The organism is Bifidobacterium sp. MSK.17.10, from assembly GCF_019129655.1.
In the GTDB taxonomy this organism is placed as follows: domain Bacteria; phylum Actinomycetota; class Actinomycetes; order Actinomycetales; family Bifidobacteriaceae; genus Bifidobacterium; species Bifidobacterium adolescentis.
Window position 1 is genome coordinate 38,024 of sequence record NZ_JAHOJD010000005.1, and the last position, 14,516, is coordinate 52,539.

21 protein-coding genes are annotated in these 14,516 nt (G+C 51.2%); 2 read left to right on the plus strand and 19 right to left on the minus strand.

Going from position 1 to position 14,516, the window contains the following annotated elements; translation table 11 throughout:
- Window positions 1-44: 44 nt before the first annotated feature.
- The 8 genes from KSX58_RS05425 to KSX58_RS05460 all read right to left on the minus strand — a co-directional run bounded on the left by KSX58_RS05425 (window position 45) and on the right by KSX58_RS05460 (window position 7,493).
- Window positions 45-932: a hypothetical protein gene (locus tag KSX58_RS05425; protein ID WP_217736076.1), complete on the minus strand. Its 888-nt coding sequence runs from the start codon at window positions 930-932 to the stop codon at window positions 45-47.
- Window positions 933-1,063: 131 nt separating this feature from the next.
- Window positions 1,064-1,687 (minus strand): hypothetical protein, encoded by a 624-nt coding sequence (locus KSX58_RS05430; RefSeq protein ID WP_217736077.1) that lies wholly within the window; start codon window positions 1,685-1,687, stop codon window positions 1,064-1,066.
- 14 nt (window positions 1,688-1,701) lie between these two features.
- Window positions 1,702-2,175 (minus strand): CrcB family protein, encoded by a 474-nt coding sequence (locus KSX58_RS05435; RefSeq protein ID WP_217736078.1) that lies wholly within the window; start codon window positions 2,173-2,175, stop codon window positions 1,702-1,704.
- Window positions 2,172-2,699 (minus strand): hypothetical protein, encoded by a 528-nt coding sequence (locus KSX58_RS05440; protein ID WP_217736079.1) that lies wholly within the window; start codon window positions 2,697-2,699, stop codon window positions 2,172-2,174. Before KSX58_RS05440 ends, KSX58_RS05435 begins: the two co-directional genes overlap by 4 nt.
- 123 nt (window positions 2,700-2,822) lie before the next feature.
- Window positions 2,823-4,868, minus strand: a complete 2,046-nt coding sequence (locus tag KSX58_RS05445; protein WP_217736080.1) for a collagen-binding domain-containing protein — start codon at window positions 4,866-4,868, stop codon at window positions 2,823-2,825.
- Window positions 4,869-4,924: 56 nt separating this feature from the next.
- Window positions 4,925-5,326 (minus strand): hypothetical protein, encoded by a 402-nt coding sequence (locus KSX58_RS05450; RefSeq protein ID WP_217736081.1) that lies wholly within the window; start codon window positions 5,324-5,326, stop codon window positions 4,925-4,927.
- Window positions 5,323-5,967, minus strand: a complete 645-nt coding sequence (locus KSX58_RS05455) for a hypothetical protein (protein ID WP_217736082.1) — start codon at window positions 5,965-5,967, stop codon at window positions 5,323-5,325. Before KSX58_RS05455 ends, KSX58_RS05450 begins: the two co-directional genes overlap by 4 nt.
- A gap of 29 nt (window positions 5,968-5,996) precedes the next feature.
- Window positions 5,997-7,493: a hypothetical protein gene (locus KSX58_RS05460; protein ID WP_217736083.1), complete on the minus strand. Its 1,497-nt coding sequence runs from the start codon at window positions 7,491-7,493 to the stop codon at window positions 5,997-5,999.
- A 398-nt stretch (window positions 7,494-7,891) separates the two neighbouring features.
- Here KSX58_RS05460 and KSX58_RS05465 point away from each other — a divergent pair, with 398 nt between their 5' ends.
- Together KSX58_RS05465 and KSX58_RS10605 are read left to right on the plus strand one after the other, a co-directional pair.
- Window positions 7,892-8,263 carry a hypothetical protein gene (locus KSX58_RS05465; RefSeq protein ID WP_217736084.1) on the plus strand — a complete coding sequence of 124 codons (372 nt, stop codon included), beginning with the start codon at window positions 7,892-7,894 and terminating at the stop codon, window positions 8,261-8,263.
- A gap of 68 nt (window positions 8,264-8,331) precedes the next feature.
- Window positions 8,332-8,739: a DUF6782 family putative metallopeptidase gene (locus KSX58_RS10605; RefSeq protein WP_368041227.1), complete on the plus strand. Its 408-nt coding sequence runs from the start codon at window positions 8,332-8,334 to the stop codon at window positions 8,737-8,739.
- On the opposite strand, the gene KSX58_RS05470 is transcribed toward KSX58_RS10605, so the two are convergent.
- From KSX58_RS05470 to KSX58_RS05520, 11 genes are all read right to left on the minus strand, one after another.
- Window positions 8,736-9,470 (minus strand): hypothetical protein, encoded by a 735-nt coding sequence (locus tag KSX58_RS05470; RefSeq protein WP_217736085.1) that lies wholly within the window; start codon window positions 9,468-9,470, stop codon window positions 8,736-8,738. The genes KSX58_RS10605 and KSX58_RS05470 overlap by 4 nt on opposite strands.
- Window positions 9,471-10,038: 568 nt before the next feature.
- Window positions 10,039-10,587, minus strand: a complete 549-nt coding sequence (locus tag KSX58_RS05475; RefSeq protein WP_217736086.1) for a hypothetical protein — start codon at window positions 10,585-10,587, stop codon at window positions 10,039-10,041.
- Window positions 10,584-10,799, minus strand: a complete 216-nt coding sequence (locus tag KSX58_RS05480; RefSeq protein ID WP_217752050.1) for a hypothetical protein — start codon at window positions 10,797-10,799, stop codon at window positions 10,584-10,586. The genes KSX58_RS05475 and KSX58_RS05480 overlap by 4 nt, the downstream gene beginning before the upstream one ends.
- A gap of 489 nt (window positions 10,800-11,288) precedes the next feature.
- On the minus strand, window positions 11,289-11,507 hold the full coding sequence (locus tag KSX58_RS05485) for a hypothetical protein (RefSeq protein ID WP_217752051.1): 219 nt from the start codon (window positions 11,505-11,507) through the stop codon (window positions 11,289-11,291).
- Between the two features lie 350 nt (window positions 11,508-11,857).
- Entirely contained in the window at window positions 11,858-12,067 is a 210-nt protein-coding gene (locus tag KSX58_RS05490) for a hypothetical protein (RefSeq protein ID WP_217736088.1), read from the minus strand.
- A 9-nt stretch (window positions 12,068-12,076) separates the two neighbouring features.
- Window positions 12,077-12,511: a hypothetical protein gene (locus KSX58_RS05495; RefSeq protein WP_217736089.1), complete on the minus strand. Its 435-nt coding sequence runs from the start codon at window positions 12,509-12,511 to the stop codon at window positions 12,077-12,079.
- Window positions 12,512-12,578: 67 nt separating this feature from the next.
- On the minus strand, window positions 12,579-12,947 hold the full coding sequence (locus KSX58_RS05500) for a hypothetical protein (protein ID WP_217736090.1): 369 nt from the start codon (window positions 12,945-12,947) through the stop codon (window positions 12,579-12,581).
- A gap of 1 nt (window position 12,948) precedes the next feature.
- Window positions 12,949-13,206: a hypothetical protein gene (locus tag KSX58_RS05505; RefSeq protein WP_217736091.1), complete on the minus strand. Its 258-nt coding sequence runs from the start codon at window positions 13,204-13,206 to the stop codon at window positions 12,949-12,951.
- Between the two features lie 166 nt (window positions 13,207-13,372).
- Complete coding sequence (locus KSX58_RS05510; RefSeq protein ID WP_217736092.1) at window positions 13,373-13,828, minus strand: hypothetical protein; 456 nt, start codon at window positions 13,826-13,828, stop codon at window positions 13,373-13,375.
- 16 nt (window positions 13,829-13,844) lie between these two features.
- Entirely contained in the window at window positions 13,845-14,108 is a 264-nt protein-coding gene (locus KSX58_RS05515; RefSeq protein WP_217736093.1) for a hypothetical protein, read from the minus strand.
- A 64-nt stretch (window positions 14,109-14,172) separates the two neighbouring features.
- Entirely contained in the window at window positions 14,173-14,430 is a 258-nt protein-coding gene (locus KSX58_RS05520; protein WP_217736094.1) for a hypothetical protein, read from the minus strand.
- Window positions 14,431-14,516 lie beyond the last annotated feature (86 nt).

Genomic DNA, 14,516 nt, shown 5'->3' on the forward strand with positions numbered 1-14,516 from the left:
CTCCGACTTGTTTTCATGTCTTGCATGCAGATGGAACAACTTCGTCAATCCTTTCCACTTCCGGACTTATCTATTTTCGGCTCCCTTAACAAGTCCCCCTCCTCGAAAGCGGACTGCGCCTGTTCACGGGTAGGAAACGAGTTAACGGTTCTGGCTCCACATCTTGGACAGCCGACCCTCCACCAGCAACACCATGACTCCTTGCTATGATTCTTCGGATTAACGGCCTTGCGGAACTCTCCCCGACTACCGCACTTGGGACACATAAGCGTCAAATCGAAAGCGTCCGGATTGAATTTGGCGATTCGTAACGCCCTACGGTTCGCCAACTCGTCCACGGCAATCGGATTGAAACCTAATTGTTTTATCTGCTCCGGTGAATAATCGTTCATCAATGATGAAACGGCAGACGCCAATCCCTGTTTGGTGTACGTCCATTCGGAACCGTCGCTCACACTGACGAACGGGTGTGGTCTAATCCACTCTCCCAACAGGAAAGCCCTCAACGCTTCCTCCCGCGAGTCACGGGGAAAAATCAGTCGGGCTGGACAACGCCTATACGAACAGTGGGCATAGTAGGGACGGAAGAATGGGCTTCCCTTGCCAACGGTCTCATCTTCCGCGCCGATACGGCAGACGGAACCGTTCAAAAACGCGGTGAGCGCTCCACCGTCAACAATCCCATAACCTTTATGGCAGAGCGGGCATGGATATTTTTCCTTGAGGATTTTTTCATGCTCCCGCTTCAAAGCACGTTCGGCTTCCTGAATGGCTTCACGTTCCGCGTTCTCTTGCAGTATAGGTGGGGCTATCTTGTCGATGGTGCTCTTGGGAAGTCGGGTTCGCTCCTGCACTTTTTGCGGTGGCATCCCCAGTCGGAGAAGTTCTTTAGCGTTTTCAACAGCCTCACGCCACGGGTCTTGATACGCCATTCTGATTTCCTTTGTCCATTTGGGGACAAGATTCTCTTTCTCTAGTCAAACGGGATTCGAACGCTTTCCTAGACAGTCGAATATCCTGCTCCAACCATTGGCGGGCTTTCTCCCGCTCTTCCAAAGTTGGTCTACCGTTCAACGTTTTCAGCTTCCTTCTTCGACTCAAACGATTGCAGTTTGACCGGTTTGCCGTCCTCATCGAACAATGCGATACTAACCAAAGGCCAAGTACGCTCTTCCTTCAAATCGTATGATTCTTCCCAAACAAACAATGTAGCCTGAGCGTAGTGAGTGCCGTCAACATGAAGAAGAAGTTTCTTATATCCAGTCTTGTCGAAAAGCGATGTGTCACTGTCTCCAGCCACATGAACGTCGAAAGTAGACTCCAATACTTGGACTGGATTATCCGGCTTCGGTCGAAAAACCTTTTTCCGCCTATCGGACGTGCCTAACAGTTGCACCCAACCAAAAGCGAAACCCAGTAGAAAAACGGCTACGGGAGTATATTCCGGAAGTTTGATTGGAATATTTCGGGTAGACCACATTTCCAAACAGGCGACCATGAGGCCAATGAAAGCACATGCCATGATATTGAACGCCCAACGGTCTGTATTGCCTTTGTAGTCTTGCCGGGCCTTGCTCCACTTGGATAATGGAACCAGATAGCCGGATTTGCGGAGTATGCCAGCCGTAGTGTCCGTGTCCAATGGTTGCAACATTCTCAGGTTAAGTTCTTCGCCATGCTCTAACACTTTTTAAATCCTTCCTATTTGATTGGGAAACGTTTTCCATCCTGTGTGTACAGGCCGAGTTTGTTTTCGCTTGCGTGCAGTGTGACTTTGGTCTTCTTGTCGCCACGGTAGACGACGCATTTCAAATCTTCGGTAGGAAGTTTGTCTTTGTTAGGAAAATCGCAGTCGATGTCGTCCAAGTTCCAAACTTTGGAAATCTGCTCGCGAATAGTGGGAGGTGCCGTCGAACGCTGTTTGTAATAGTTGTCGATAAGGTCGCTGACACACATTACGAGTAATACGCCTATAAGTCCGCTAACAAGACTTATGAAGATAATTCTTACGAATAAGAGACTATCGCGGAGAAAAGCCCCGATAAAGCCGACGATTATTCCGACGGCCATCAATACTAGGAGAACACCAATAACAATAGTGCCTAAAATGTTTAACCAGTCAGGAACAGGAGGATAATTCTTCCACGCTTCCAGCCAATTGCTGAAATCTTTCAATTTTTTTGAACCAGCTTTCCCTTGGCGTCGTATAGTCCAACTTTTTCGTCCTCGGTTACAACGAGAGTGCCCTTCGTTACTGTTTTCCCGTCCTTGCTGGTGAACGTGCAATCGTAGGAACCATGGTCGGGGAGGATTGAGTAAGCGTCGGTCTTACAAGATAGATTTGACACTTTGTAGTCTTTTTCCAATTGGTCTTCGAAACCGAGCGGGTGGGTGACACTGGTTTTGACTTCTTGGGTTTGTTCCGTGGCAAAAGCGTCGTAAACCATCCAGACACACATAACGGACAGACAGACCGAAGCGATTACTGCGGCGACGAGTTCGATTTTCCCCATCATGTCTTCTTTAGCGTCAGCTATGGCCCGTCGGATGATTAACGGGATTGCGAATATGGCTATGACAAGAACCACCACGGACGTGATTTTCCCTTGGAGAGCATCGGACGCGTCCAATGGAATCGTTTTGGTGGGTGGATTGTTATAGGCGTTCCACGCTTTTACCCAACAGTCATAGTCTTTCAAAAGTTTTACCTCTTCACCGATTTTGTGAACACTGCCAGTATAACATAGGTAGAAAAAATCCCGCCATCAAAAAAGACGGCGGGATTGGAGTCACATTATCCCTCTATTGGAAGAGAGGTAATGTCAGCGGTTGCCCTCATGTCGTTTTGCGACGGAGAGGATTACACCGGCGGCGGCAAGCACAATGACCGCGACCGCGATGACGCCGACTGCCACGCCGGTGGTAGCCAAGCCCTGACCGTCCTGTTGAGCGGTCTGAGTATTGTTTTTGGTATCCACTGTCTTCTTGCCGGTGTTGGTCTTGCCGGTGTTGGTGGTCTTATCGCTGGTCGGAGTGTTCACATCGTTTTTATCGTCGGATGGAACCTTCGTATCATTGTCGGACTTGTCGGAGTCATCCTTTGACGGAGTATCGTTATTGTCCGTATCGTCCTTCGGAGTTTCCGGATTGGTTGGAGTGTTGGTGCCATCACCCTTCGGAGTATCGTTCTTGCCGGAGTCATCCTTGGATGGGGTCTCCGTCTTATCGTCACCTTTCGGGGTTTCCGGCTTAGAATCATCACCCTTGGAAGGAACATCGGTATTGCTATCGTCCTTCGGAGTGTTCGGCTTGGAATCGTCGGTCTTGTTGTCGCCCTTGGATGGAGTATCCGTCTTATCATCCTTCGGAGTCTCAGACCCGTTGCCACCGTTGTCGGCCTTATTATCGCCCTTCGGGGTTTCCGGCTTCGTCGGGGTCACATCCTGCTTGACCGGAGTCCACTGTGCGACCACGGTCACATCGGAACCATTATCCTCAACGGAATCACCGGACTTGACATCAGAACCGTTGATAGTCCAACCGTCGAACTCGTAACCGTCGCGGGTTGGAACCGTGTCAGACACATCTGACGGCAGGTCGGAATCCTCATACTTGCCGTTGCCACCGTTCGTATCATAGCGAAGCAAATGCTTCGCCTCCCACTGCGGGTACAGGGTGGTGTTCTTCGGAATGGTGGTCACGGTGTCGCCCGGCTTGTAGGAGTCGCCGGTACCGTCCGGATTGGTAGTCCAGACGGTAAAACGGTAGTGTTTCTTGGCTGGTCGGGGTACGACGAACGGAGTGGTTTCGGTCTTGTCCTGACCGTCCAATTTCACTTCCACGTGGCGGGCGACGGGAACATTCACGCTGTTGCGATGGAATTCACCGCCGATGGTCACGTTCTGGGCGATAATCTGTCCTTCGACGTTCTGGGATGCATCCACGTTGGCCTCCGGCGCAAGAATTACGGAAGAGGATGCGCCAGCCGTGCCGACGTTGCCGTGATATTGTCCGTCCTTGGCTTTGGAGTCGGTCAGATTGTAAATAACACCCTTGTCCGTCCACTTGGCGTATTCGGCGTGATTGATACCGTCCACGTCCAATTGGGGCAGCGTGATATTGTTCGCACCTTCGGCGTCAACGTTCACGATGAGACGGGTATTGTCTCCCAACGTGGCGGTCACACGATTACCTTGTAGTTCTTTCGCGTCGATGTTGATATGAGCGACATCACCGTTGGCGTCGATGTGACGCTTGTTCATGTCGGAGAAATCATGGGTCGCGTTGGATTCCGGAGCTTTCGCCCACTTGGCGGACAGGCTGGTCATGCTCTTTTCCATGGACTTCAAATCAAGATATTTGACGGTCTTGGAATCCTTGAGCACTCGTTCGGACTTCGGGAGGCTTCCACTGGTCTGCATTTCCAGCTTGTTCCCGTTCATCGTCCAACTGTTGCCATTGTCGGTCTGGCCGATGGTGTTTGACTGTCCGAAGACAATCTTGGAGTCGGCGGGCAGATTGACGTTGATATTGCCGTCAACCTCGTCCATGTAGCTGACTTCCGGCTCGTCCACACCGTTGGCATGATTACCGAAGGCCGCGCCAATATAGGCGTGCTCGGTAGCGATATTGCTGTTCGTATGAGCGTTCAAGTGGACGGAGTCGAAGCCGACGAGACCGAAGTTCGCCGCTTCGCCCAAGTCGCCGCCCAACAGGTCAACGGTTTCATCAGCCGTGAACATGTTGGTCTTGTCCACGATGATTGGGTTGCCGACCTCTGCGGCCAATGCCACGTTTGCGGAGGCGAGCATGGATAGTGCGGCCACTGCCGCGATGAAGGGGATTTTCCCTCGGAGTTTGTTTTCCAAATCTTTCCTTCTGGTTTCTTACTGTGTGTGGATTGGTTTTGTGTTCTTGTGCTACTTCACTCTTCCTCCCTTTCTTCCAAAGGCTTGTAATTGTACTTGTCGAGCAACCTGTGTAGATGCTCGGCGGCGCAGTCAAAGTCGTTCAACGCGCACGCAAGCGCTTCCCGAGTGCTTTCAGGAAGAGAATCCATCACGTCGGAAATCATTGCGGCGGAATTGGTGGCATTGTCGGAAGCGAGGGCGATGACGTCCAAATCGTCGGAGGATGGTGTGGAATCCTCCTTGGTTTTGACGGTCTCATACTCGAATCCGGCTGGTGCGATGGGCTGTTCCTCCGGCTGGAATCCGTGGAATTCGAGCCAACGGTTGAACAGTTCCTCGGCTTCCTGCTCGCCTACCTCGTCGGGACGATTCTGGATGAAAGTGTCATGAATGAGCTTGGTGGTGACGTCGGTCATTGTTTGGTTTCTTCTTTCTTATCGGTTTTCTGGATTGTCGGTTTGTTTTCGGTTGGGACTGGATTGGCCTGTGTGGAGGTTCGTTCTAATCCTGACCGGAAGTCTTTCAATAGTGCTGAGAATGATGTGACACCGTCTTCCTTCCCCACGTTGTCACCGGCTGTGAGCTGTGGATACTGGTCTGGGGTGTTGGAGATGGTCTTCACATCATCACAGTGTCTTTTCGCATACTCGATAGCGCGTTCCGGCGAAGCGCCCTTGGAGATGGCGTAGGTCAGTCCACGTCTGAAACCCCAAGCGGTGTTCGCGTCGGTGATGCCATATCCGTCGAGCATGCGGCTGATTTCAGCATTGGATGGCACTCTGCTCAAACGCTTCCTCCTGACCATCTGATTGATGTCGTAGGGAGCAATCCAAGCTTCCCGTGACGAATGTGTCTGGAAGAATTCGATGATGGCTTGACGGGCTTCGTCGGCTTTAATCGTATGGTCGATTTCGTTGACGAAGTTATCCACCTGCGTGTCATCCAACGGCTTGTTGCCGTAATGGCTGTTGATTTGAGTCAACAGTACGATGGCGCACGGGCGTTCGAAGGCGCGGGGATAATGCTGTTTGCCATTACCGGCCTGTGCCGTGGTCAACGTTCCTTGTGTTGGAGCCTGTGCTGTCATCATTCATCCCATCCGGCTTGGGCGAGGGATTCTTTCAGCATGTTCATGTTGTGCTCGTATCCTTCCTCGCTACGGGTTTTGCGTCGTGTGTTTCGGCTGTTCTTGTTGAACTTGTCGGCGTTGAGGAGCCAATTGTCGAAGGCGCGGTCGAAGTCCAAGTATTTCTTGCCATTGGAATGGCTGTAGTTGTAGAATTTCTCGGCTTCCGTGTTCACGTCGATGTTCAGTTCATTGGCTCGGTCGATGTGCTTCTGGTTCGGTTTCCAATCCTTCGGCACCATCCGCTTGTAGTGGCGGACTTTCGGTACTTCCTCGTCTGGAATCAGTGGGGTCACTTCCTCCTGTTGGGGATTTTCCTGTTCCACTTTGGCGGAAACCAAGTCTTCGGGGTTTCCCCAGATGGGGTCTATGTCGATTGTCGGTTCCTCATTGAGGAGAGCTTCCTTCTCGGCTTTTTCCTTGGCTTTGCGTTCGTTTTCCTCGTCCTTCTCCTTACGCCAGTGAAGCAACTGTTGGATGAAAAGTCGGTCAGGCGAAAGCGGAGCAGCCTTGAAACCATTGTCACGTTCCACATACAGGCGTGAATCGTAGACCTTACGGAACGAGTCAGCCGCTTGCAAAATGGTCATCTTGCTTCCACCACCCAAGTCCTTGTACAGTTTCGATGCTTTCTCGGTCGGAAACCAGTCTTCGGGCAGTGGATGCCAAAACCAAAGCTGTTGCGGGATTTCACCCCACGGCAAATACTTGGGTTCCCCGTCATCATCCACGTCGATTGGAGCGTCGGAATCATATTGTGGCAGAACCTCAACCTGTTCCATGGTCATCGGTTCCTCGAACGGAGGCTCCATGGTTCCGTCCATCAGCTCGACCGGTTCGGGTTTGTACTTGCGGGGACGGCCACGACGACGCTTCGGTTTCTCTTCTCCTTCCGGAGGGAGTGGATTCTTACGTGGCCGTCCACGACGCTTCCCGACGGGCTTGTCTTCCGCTTTTACGGGTTCCACGCTTGAAGTTTCGATATCGTCTTGCTGAACGGGTTCTTTTTCCTTTTTGGAGGTGGAATTATCCGTCTGGGAGGTGTTTAGGGAATCATCCTCGACGGTTTCCGTGCTTGAATGCGGCTCCTCATATTCGTCGGAGTCCGCGTTCGGCTCTCTGCGGATGTCATGAATCTCCTCCCACTCGAACGGGAAATGCTTTCCCTGTCGGAGGGTTCGGTTCAGTTCACTGACTAGGATTCTGCGCAATCTGGGGCTGGCGGTTCCAAGGTATGCGGATTCGATGGTTCCCGAGTCCGCCGTGAGGTCGATATGGTCGAGAAGGAGAGCTTCTTCAGTGTCCTCGTCTATGACCAGTAGCCCTTCGTTCACGAGTTCCCGGCCCGCCTGTTGGAATAGGGCTGGGGTGTTTCCGCGAGTATAGGCGTTGATTTTCCCAAACGTCCAATCACATACGCCGAGAGCATTGGTCTTCGGATGCAGTTGGAGCATCATCCATAGGTGCTGGCCTAGGATGTCCAATTTTGTGAAGTGTTTATCCAAGAGGATTTTCTGGTCTATTGTCTTTCTCAAAACATTCCTTTTGGTCTGGCTTGTGTGGAGTCTGGCTTATATTGTGTGGACGGTTTTTATTCTAGTCATACTGGGCGTATTCACAAAATTGGGGGTGTGTTCCTCCGATTTTGAGGCGGGGCGTGTGGGACGGGTTTCTTGGAGGTGTCTACCTGACTGTCCGCAAGGGCGTCCGTGCCTTGGCGTAACTCATGTTATGCATTGACTTCCTGTTTCTTCGGGTGAACAAGTGTTCGTAATTACAGACAATAGCATATAAAAGTATGCTGTCAAATCTAAAACCACGCGTTTCATATTAAAAATCAGTTATCATGGAAAACATGGGAAAAAGAAAAAACCAAACCAGCGAATTCAACCGAAGAATCAACCAACGCATCCTAGCGGAAGCTGGAATCCGACGGCTCTCCGCACGGGACATCGCGCGTCAACTAGGCAAAAGCCCCAGCTACGTCACCACACGATACAACGAAACGGTCGAATGGCTCCCCGCCGACGTGGAAACACTCGCCCACGCATGGAACATGACCCCGGAAGAACTCATTGCCGGACAAAACGGATACCATTCCACGCAATCCGTTGTGGAACAGCAACTCCAAGCCGTACTGCGCAAAATCAATTCCGGCGACCTCACATTGGCCGCAAACCACGACCCCAACAAGCAAGCGGAATCGGAAAGCGAGGACGCTTGCTGAAACATCCCCCAGTAGACAACAGAAGCGTCGCCATCGACAGGCGAATGTGCTATGAAGAGATAAAACGGATGGTAGGACTCGCACGTCAAGCGCCATACGTTTTCGAGGAGGAACTTCCGGAAAACATCAACGGCGTATATGACGAGGAGACCCGAATAATCGTCATAGACCCACGGTTGAACGAGCGGCAGAAACGATGCACGTTAACGCATGAACTATTCCATTGGACTCACGGTGATACTTGTTGCTGGAAACAATACGACAGCAAGGCTGAATCATACGTGCGTAAGGAGACGGCGATACTGCTTGTCAATCCGTTCGACTATATCCAATCCGAACGAATCTATGAGGGTGAGCTTTTCCCAATGGCTGTGGACTTGAACGTGACAGTAGGTGTCCTTGAGGATTATAGGCAGATACTGGAGAACGCAACAAAAATGGTTGGAGCAGTTTTCTGCCCCACCCATCAGGATTAGTTTTCAGCCAGCTTCTCCCCCAGCCCAACGCTTTCCGCCGTTTTCCGCCTGCATTCCAAATAGAGTGGGCCGATTTCCATGACGGTTTCCTTGAACTTCTCCCAGTCGGGGGCGTCTTCGGTTTTGCGGCTACTATCCTCGTCCAACCATACGGTCATCGACTTTTCGTAACCGTATTGACGTTCTCTCAGTTCAATGAGACCATTCTGTTCCGCAGTGGCGAGATACGTGTTCACGAACGTTTCCACAGTGCTGTTGTCTTCGTCGCCGTGGATTTTCAAACCGAGCTTGTCGGCAAGCCCATCGACTTCCACACGCAATGCTTCTGGAATACGATTGCAGGTTTGCTGATTACGGTGGCTTTTCTCCAATCGTATGGCACGATAGGCTTCGTCCGCTTTACTGTCGGAACCATAGCCCATGACCCAGCGGACTGCTTTGATTTGAGCGTTTTCAAGAATGTTGTAGGCGCGGATTCGGCCCACCTGTTTTCCACCCTCATGGTAGGAGGCGTATGCGCTTTGACGCGTACGCCATTCGGCTGGCAGTGGTTCCCCGTCTCCTACTGCGCTGACGATGGCTTTTCTGTTTTTATAGGTGTACGTGTACGCGTGGTGGAACCATCCCTTGTCATCAAACCCGTATTCGGTGGTGCAAGATAGTCCGAACCCGGTGGTGTCGATGGTCTTCTTGTACTTGGGAAGTTTTGGTGTGGTGTTTTTGTCGCTCATATTTTTCTCCTTAACCAGTTTTTGTGAACAATTCCACTATAACATCTGGAGGGAAAAAAGAAAAACCGCTCCCCAAAAAAAGGAGCGGCCAAAACTCAAGCGAGTAGAAGGAAGTATAAATACGGCAGTCTTCCAATCTGAGCATGTGGATTACAGACGGCTGGTATCCGGCGAGAACTCGGATGACCTCATCGTCTTCGAGTAGGAGGAATAATAATACGGCAGTCTTCCACTCGTTCTTCTGCTAGTTCCCACCGTAAATCAGTATCGCAGTAGTAGCCGAAGAGGGTATAGAATTCCCCACCTTGAACCGCGACGAATGTCGAATGTTTTTCGCAAACCCATTTGCCGCAATCCTTGCACCGCCAATGGGAGGGCGCACCACATTCCGCGCACGGGCGGGTTTCCCCATGGTGGCAGTCGGCGCAATACCATTCGCCGCCACCCACATCATAAGCGTGGTTACTGCAAGCCGGTTGGCCGCAGACCGCGCATGTCGGGTCGTCGGCCTCTACTAGTTCGTTGCAGATGACGCAACGGCGTAGCGGATGATAATTCACGTTTCCGTTCACTTTCTCTCCCAATCGACGTGTTTTATCCGCCAACTTTGCCGCATGAATTCCGGAAGATTCTCGTCCGACGTATCCCCTTGATACCAGAACTCCGTCAGACATTGACCGAGTCGTTGGTTCTGATTGTCGCAAACATATTGACCGACTTTCTTGTTCCAATTCCTCATGGCAGAGAGAACGAAAGCCTCATCCGTTCTCAAATGTCCTTTTTCGCAAAGGATAATCCAACGGTCGAGGTTCGTGGAATAACGACAAACCGGAGAGTGTCCACATTCGGGACAAACCGGCATAGTGGAAACGGTTTCCACAATCTCATGCCAATCCTTTTTAAGAACGGCACACACTTCCCCCGCTGACCCCATTCGCAAGCCCCGCTCGAACATTGCGGACAACGGGCAATCACTATCGTCGAAAATACGGACTTTCCAGTATTTTTTGTCCACAATAAGAATCTCGCTGATTCGAATAGCGACCGTTTTTCCGCAGAATGGGCAAGGTTCTTTTGGATAAGTTTCCGTCCAAACTCCTGTTTCTTCGACGCTCAATCGTCTTCCCCTTCCGGGAGGAATAGTCCCAGCTTGTAGGCAATGTCCACGAATTCCTTAGAGTCGGCGGTTTCAGTCGCCTTGTTCAAGCGGAGGCGAATATTGTCGTTCATGTCTGAATGCGAGTAGCGAGGGTACCAGTTTTGTGAGTCCCCGGTCTCTGCCATGAGATTGACTTCGGGGATGGTGAACCATTTGATTTCCGTGGTCATGCGTTGAATAACCCGACAGCCCCCCCCGACTGTGCAGTTCGCTCAAATGGTTTCTAAACTTCTCCGCAAGCATCCTATCCGCAGCAGAAGCCAATGGTACCCACCAGTACCAGACTTCATGCTCCCACGTGTTGCTTTCCCGCCATTGCAGGTAGGGACGGTAGGAGCCGTTGACTGTGGACAGTGGCGCGTCGTAATTGCCGTCATGATGGCAGAACGGGTTACGTCGCAGATAGTATTCGTCTTTCATGTCCGATAACGGCTCGTATTCCGGAGCTTGCAGAAGATACCGGTCGAGCCGGTGAACCAGTCTACGGGTCAACGAATCAGCCTGTCTAGCCGTGACCGGTCGCACCTCAATATCGGAACCAGCTAGTCGGGAATGCTGAACCCACTGGTCTCTCCGCCGCCGACTATCGAACTGTTGCACGAGTGGCAATATGTCGGCATTAGCGTGACCTAACGTCGCATAATAGTGGTTTTCCACGGTTACTCCTTCGTTTTGTTCATTTCGATTCGTGTGACATGAATGTACGAGTGCGCTTCCCGCTCACGGTCATGTCGCTCGAATTCGAGAACAGGGTTCCCGACATGTCTTCTAACAGCTTCCGCATATGTGTTCCTGAGATGCGTGTCATCACATACGCCGACAATCTCGTATTCCTCCGGCGCATACTGGTCTTCAAGTATGACGACGTTCACCATCATGGTTTTTCTCCTGCAATCTCGTCTCTATTTCACGAACGTATTTCTTGTTAAACGAGCGGCAAAGACGTTTCCAGTATTCCTCGACCATGTTTGTCTTCCCTCCTGTCGTCGTCAACAAATCCTCTATTTAACAACCTCGTCCATCACTGCGGGAAGAACCACTGCGGTTCTCCCTCCCCCGCATTCGGAATATCGTTCCTCCACTTTCGAGGAATCTCCCAGACGGTATTCCGAATAGGGGATACCGTTAGGGTCGTTCGAGGCTACGGCCACACAGACCGGACGGTTCTGGGATTCTGCTGGAAGGTTTTGAAGCGCTTTGATGGGTTCTTGCACGGTCAATTTTGTTCCTACCTTAAAAACACGGCTTTTTCACCCACCGTCAGTTCTGAATTAGCGGGATTAGTAATCTCGTCCACATGCACTTCATCGACTATTTCGTCATAGTATTCGAATTCGTTGATGGCATATGGGTCAAGCAACGAATAGTTGCATACGGGAAGTTCTCGTTCTTCCGGCGTGAGTTTTTGGAGTTTTTCTATAAGCTCGTTCACCGTCATTCCCATACCTCACTTCTCGTCAGTGGTCGCGTACAGGACGTTCGACATGTTCAGGATTACATTCCGGCCATCCAATGTTTTGATTTTAGCCATTGAGAACTTGCAGTATTCGAACTGTTGTATTGAGGTTATGACGGTGCCGTCAGTCAGAACCCAATGCCACAAGGGAACTCCGTCCTTGATGGCGTAGGCTTTCAATCCGGCTGTCGAGTCGAAACCTGCGGCTTCCACGGACTCCCAGTCGAGTTGTCCGCCGAGAAGTGCATCCAGATAATATGCTCCGTTCCGATAGCATGAACTGCCACTTGTATAGGATTCCTTGGAGAAGATTCGCTCACGGTAGTGGCCGTTCGAACTGTAGGAGATGACGATGGCCTTTTCCGTGGTTGCATTTTTCGTCTGGCCCTTTGGGATGGGTGTGACGAGTGTTTCGATGTTGCCCATTTTGCTCCTTCTGAAAACTTTTTTGTGAACGTTTCCAGTATAGCATGAAATATTCAGGGAAATAATCCTAAGAAACCACAACCCCAAGCTTCCGAATACGCGAAACAAAATCGATATCCGGAATATTCAGCCACACATCCCTACGAGAAGCCAATTCGACAATATCATCCCGCATATGCCAAGCATCCGCCAACAGGCTCTCTTCCGTGACCGACTTGAAACCGACACCGTATTCCTTACGACGGAACCAGTGAGCGGCAGGGTCATAGTCGGACGAGTTGACGAACTTCTCATACAAGTCGGGAGCGGAATACTCCAATTCGTCCGGCTCAAAAACGTCAGCCCACCACATCTCGTCGTAGCCGTAGCCACCCATAGCACGGGCCATATCCAGCAGTAGCCAACGATTTTCCTCAGTGTCCTGCATGTCAATCATTTCAAGAACCTCCGTTCCGCCGCGTGAGAGCCACCAGCCAGATGATGACGGCAAATCCTGCTGTCGCCATGGGAGCCAGCGCGTCGGTTTCCCGATAGCAGACAAGTCGCACCATCTGACAGACCAGCAGAACGAAGAAACAGAACGGAACTAGAACGTCCGCCCACTCCAAACCGAAGGCGTAGGAGATGAGAGCGGCCAGCACACCCAGAACAGCGAACAGCAGGCCCACCAATGAGAGAATCGAATCAACCGACATTAAAGTTCGTCGTACAGGCCGACCCGATTATGCCCGGCAAAGCGTTGGCCCGCCACATCTCGTCGTAGCTGTGACCACCCATGGCGCGGGCCATGTCCAACAGAGTAGAAGCAAGTATGAATACGGCAGTCTTCCAATCTTTGGCTTTCCTTTTTCCCTTCGGATGTTAGACGAGTAGTCTGCCAACCAGTTCCGTTCCAGAAGTTTGACGCGGATACTGTTCCTCGCATAATGCCTCATATTGGCTAACATACTTGTCGAGTTGCTTCTTGGTTTCTTCGATTCGCCGTTGCAATTCCTTCTTGCTCAAGTCGAGGATATGTTCTGCGGCACCCTCAATGGTCTTATGGGTTTTACGCCATTCGAGATAGTCGGGATACTCGTCGCAATTAAACAGTTCGACCGTGAATGGCCCAGACCACATTTTCAGCAGTCCGATTCTTTGAGCGTCCTCCGCGATGAAGTCCGCATCCCAATCCTCCCATTCGGGAAGATTGTCGAAATCGGTTGCGTCTAGGATTGGCCGGGCGTCGATGATGATTGTTTCGACATCTAAAACGTTGTCGCCTTTGAGCCACTGTTCGAGACGGATGGGAATATTGATAGGAGTGTGCGCGTCCATTTTCATAGAACCTTTCTCAATCGAAGAACGCCAGCACTCGATGCTCGACATGCATTGGCATGCCATATCGGTTTTCCAACTCTGTTACGTTTTCCTCGTCGGAAAGCTCCGGGTCGTACACGTTGCAAACGCCGTCGTCGGATACAATGACCTTGGCGGCTGAAATTGCGTGAAGACCGGCTAGCCGGTAGCCTACGTTCGGCTTGCCGTTCATGATGGGTTGTTCGCATACTTCCTTGGGTAGGTTCTTCAATTGTTCTATGAGTTCGTTGACGGTCATTTGGTTTTCTCCTTTGGGTCTATATGTGTAAACAGTTCCACTGTAACTCAGTTTGTTGAATACGTCAATCAGGCTGAACCATTTGAAAAGAAACCGGATACACGTTCACGCGGGCGCAGTCCTCAAAAAGCCCTTTTTCGACAGCGCGACCAATGAGAGTGGATGCAAGCGTCCTCAACAGTTCCCAACGTTCCCCTGTTCCCGGCAACGCGTCGGCGTGCAGGTAGAGCCGGAGCAGGTCGGCCAGCTCGTGGCAGAGGTCGTCACGGTATACGATACGTTTCGCTCCGTTGTTGAGAGCGATGAGGACTTTTTGGTTCATGGTTTTCCTTTACGTCTGCTTATGTGAACGATTCCAATATAGCATAGGTTAAGTGATTGCCTGAAAACTCAAATCCACGATTCCGA

Bases quoted from the DNA above. Each gene is read 5' to 3' on its own strand.
- KSX58_RS05465 (WP_217736084.1), top strand. From the start codon at position 7,892: ATGGGAAAAAGAAAAAACCAAACCAGCGAATTCAACCGAAGAATCAAC.
- KSX58_RS05510 (WP_217736092.1), bottom strand. From the start codon at position 13,828: ATGGACGCGCACACTCCTATCAATATTCCCATCCGTCTCGAACAGTGG.
- KSX58_RS05485 (WP_217752051.1), bottom strand. From the start codon at position 11,507: ATGATGGTGAACGTCGTCATACTTGAAGACCAGTATGCGCCGGAGGAA.
- KSX58_RS05505 (WP_217736091.1), bottom strand. From the start codon at position 13,206: ATGTCGGTTGATTCGATTCTCTCATTGGTGGGCCTGCTGTTCGCTGTT.
- KSX58_RS10605 (WP_368041227.1), top strand. From the start codon at position 8,332: ATGGTAGGACTCGCACGTCAAGCGCCATACGTTTTCGAGGAGGAACTT.
- KSX58_RS05480 (WP_217752050.1), bottom strand. From the start codon at position 10,799: ATGACCACGGAAATCAAATGGTTCACCATCCCCGAAGTCAATCTCATG.
- KSX58_RS05450 (WP_217736081.1), bottom strand. From the start codon at position 5,326: ATGACCGACGTCACCACCAAGCTCATTCATGACACTTTCATCCAGAAT.
- KSX58_RS05460 (WP_217736083.1), bottom strand. From the start codon at position 7,493: ATGATGCTCCAACTGCATCCGAAGACCAATGCTCTCGGCGTATGTGAT.
- KSX58_RS05490 (WP_217736088.1), bottom strand. From the start codon at position 12,067: ATGACGGTGAACGAGCTTATAGAAAAACTCCAAAAACTCACGCCGGAA.
- KSX58_RS05470 (WP_217736085.1), bottom strand. From the start codon at position 9,470: ATGAGCGACAAAAACACCACACCAAAACTTCCCAAGTACAAGAAGACC.
- KSX58_RS05425 (WP_217736076.1), bottom strand. From the start codon at position 932: ATGGCGTATCAAGACCCGTGGCGTGAGGCTGTTGAAAACGCTAAAGAA.
- KSX58_RS05495 (WP_217736089.1), bottom strand. From the start codon at position 12,511: ATGGGCAACATCGAAACACTCGTCACACCCATCCCAAAGGGCCAGACG.
- KSX58_RS05515 (WP_217736093.1), bottom strand. From the start codon at position 14,108: ATGACCGTCAACGAACTCATAGAACAATTGAAGAACCTACCCAAGGAA.
- KSX58_RS05500 (WP_217736090.1), bottom strand. From the start codon at position 12,947: ATGATTGACATGCAGGACACTGAGGAAAATCGTTGGCTACTGCTGGAT.
- KSX58_RS05520 (WP_217736094.1), bottom strand. From the start codon at position 14,430: ATGAACCAAAAAGTCCTCATCGCTCTCAACAACGGAGCGAAACGTATC.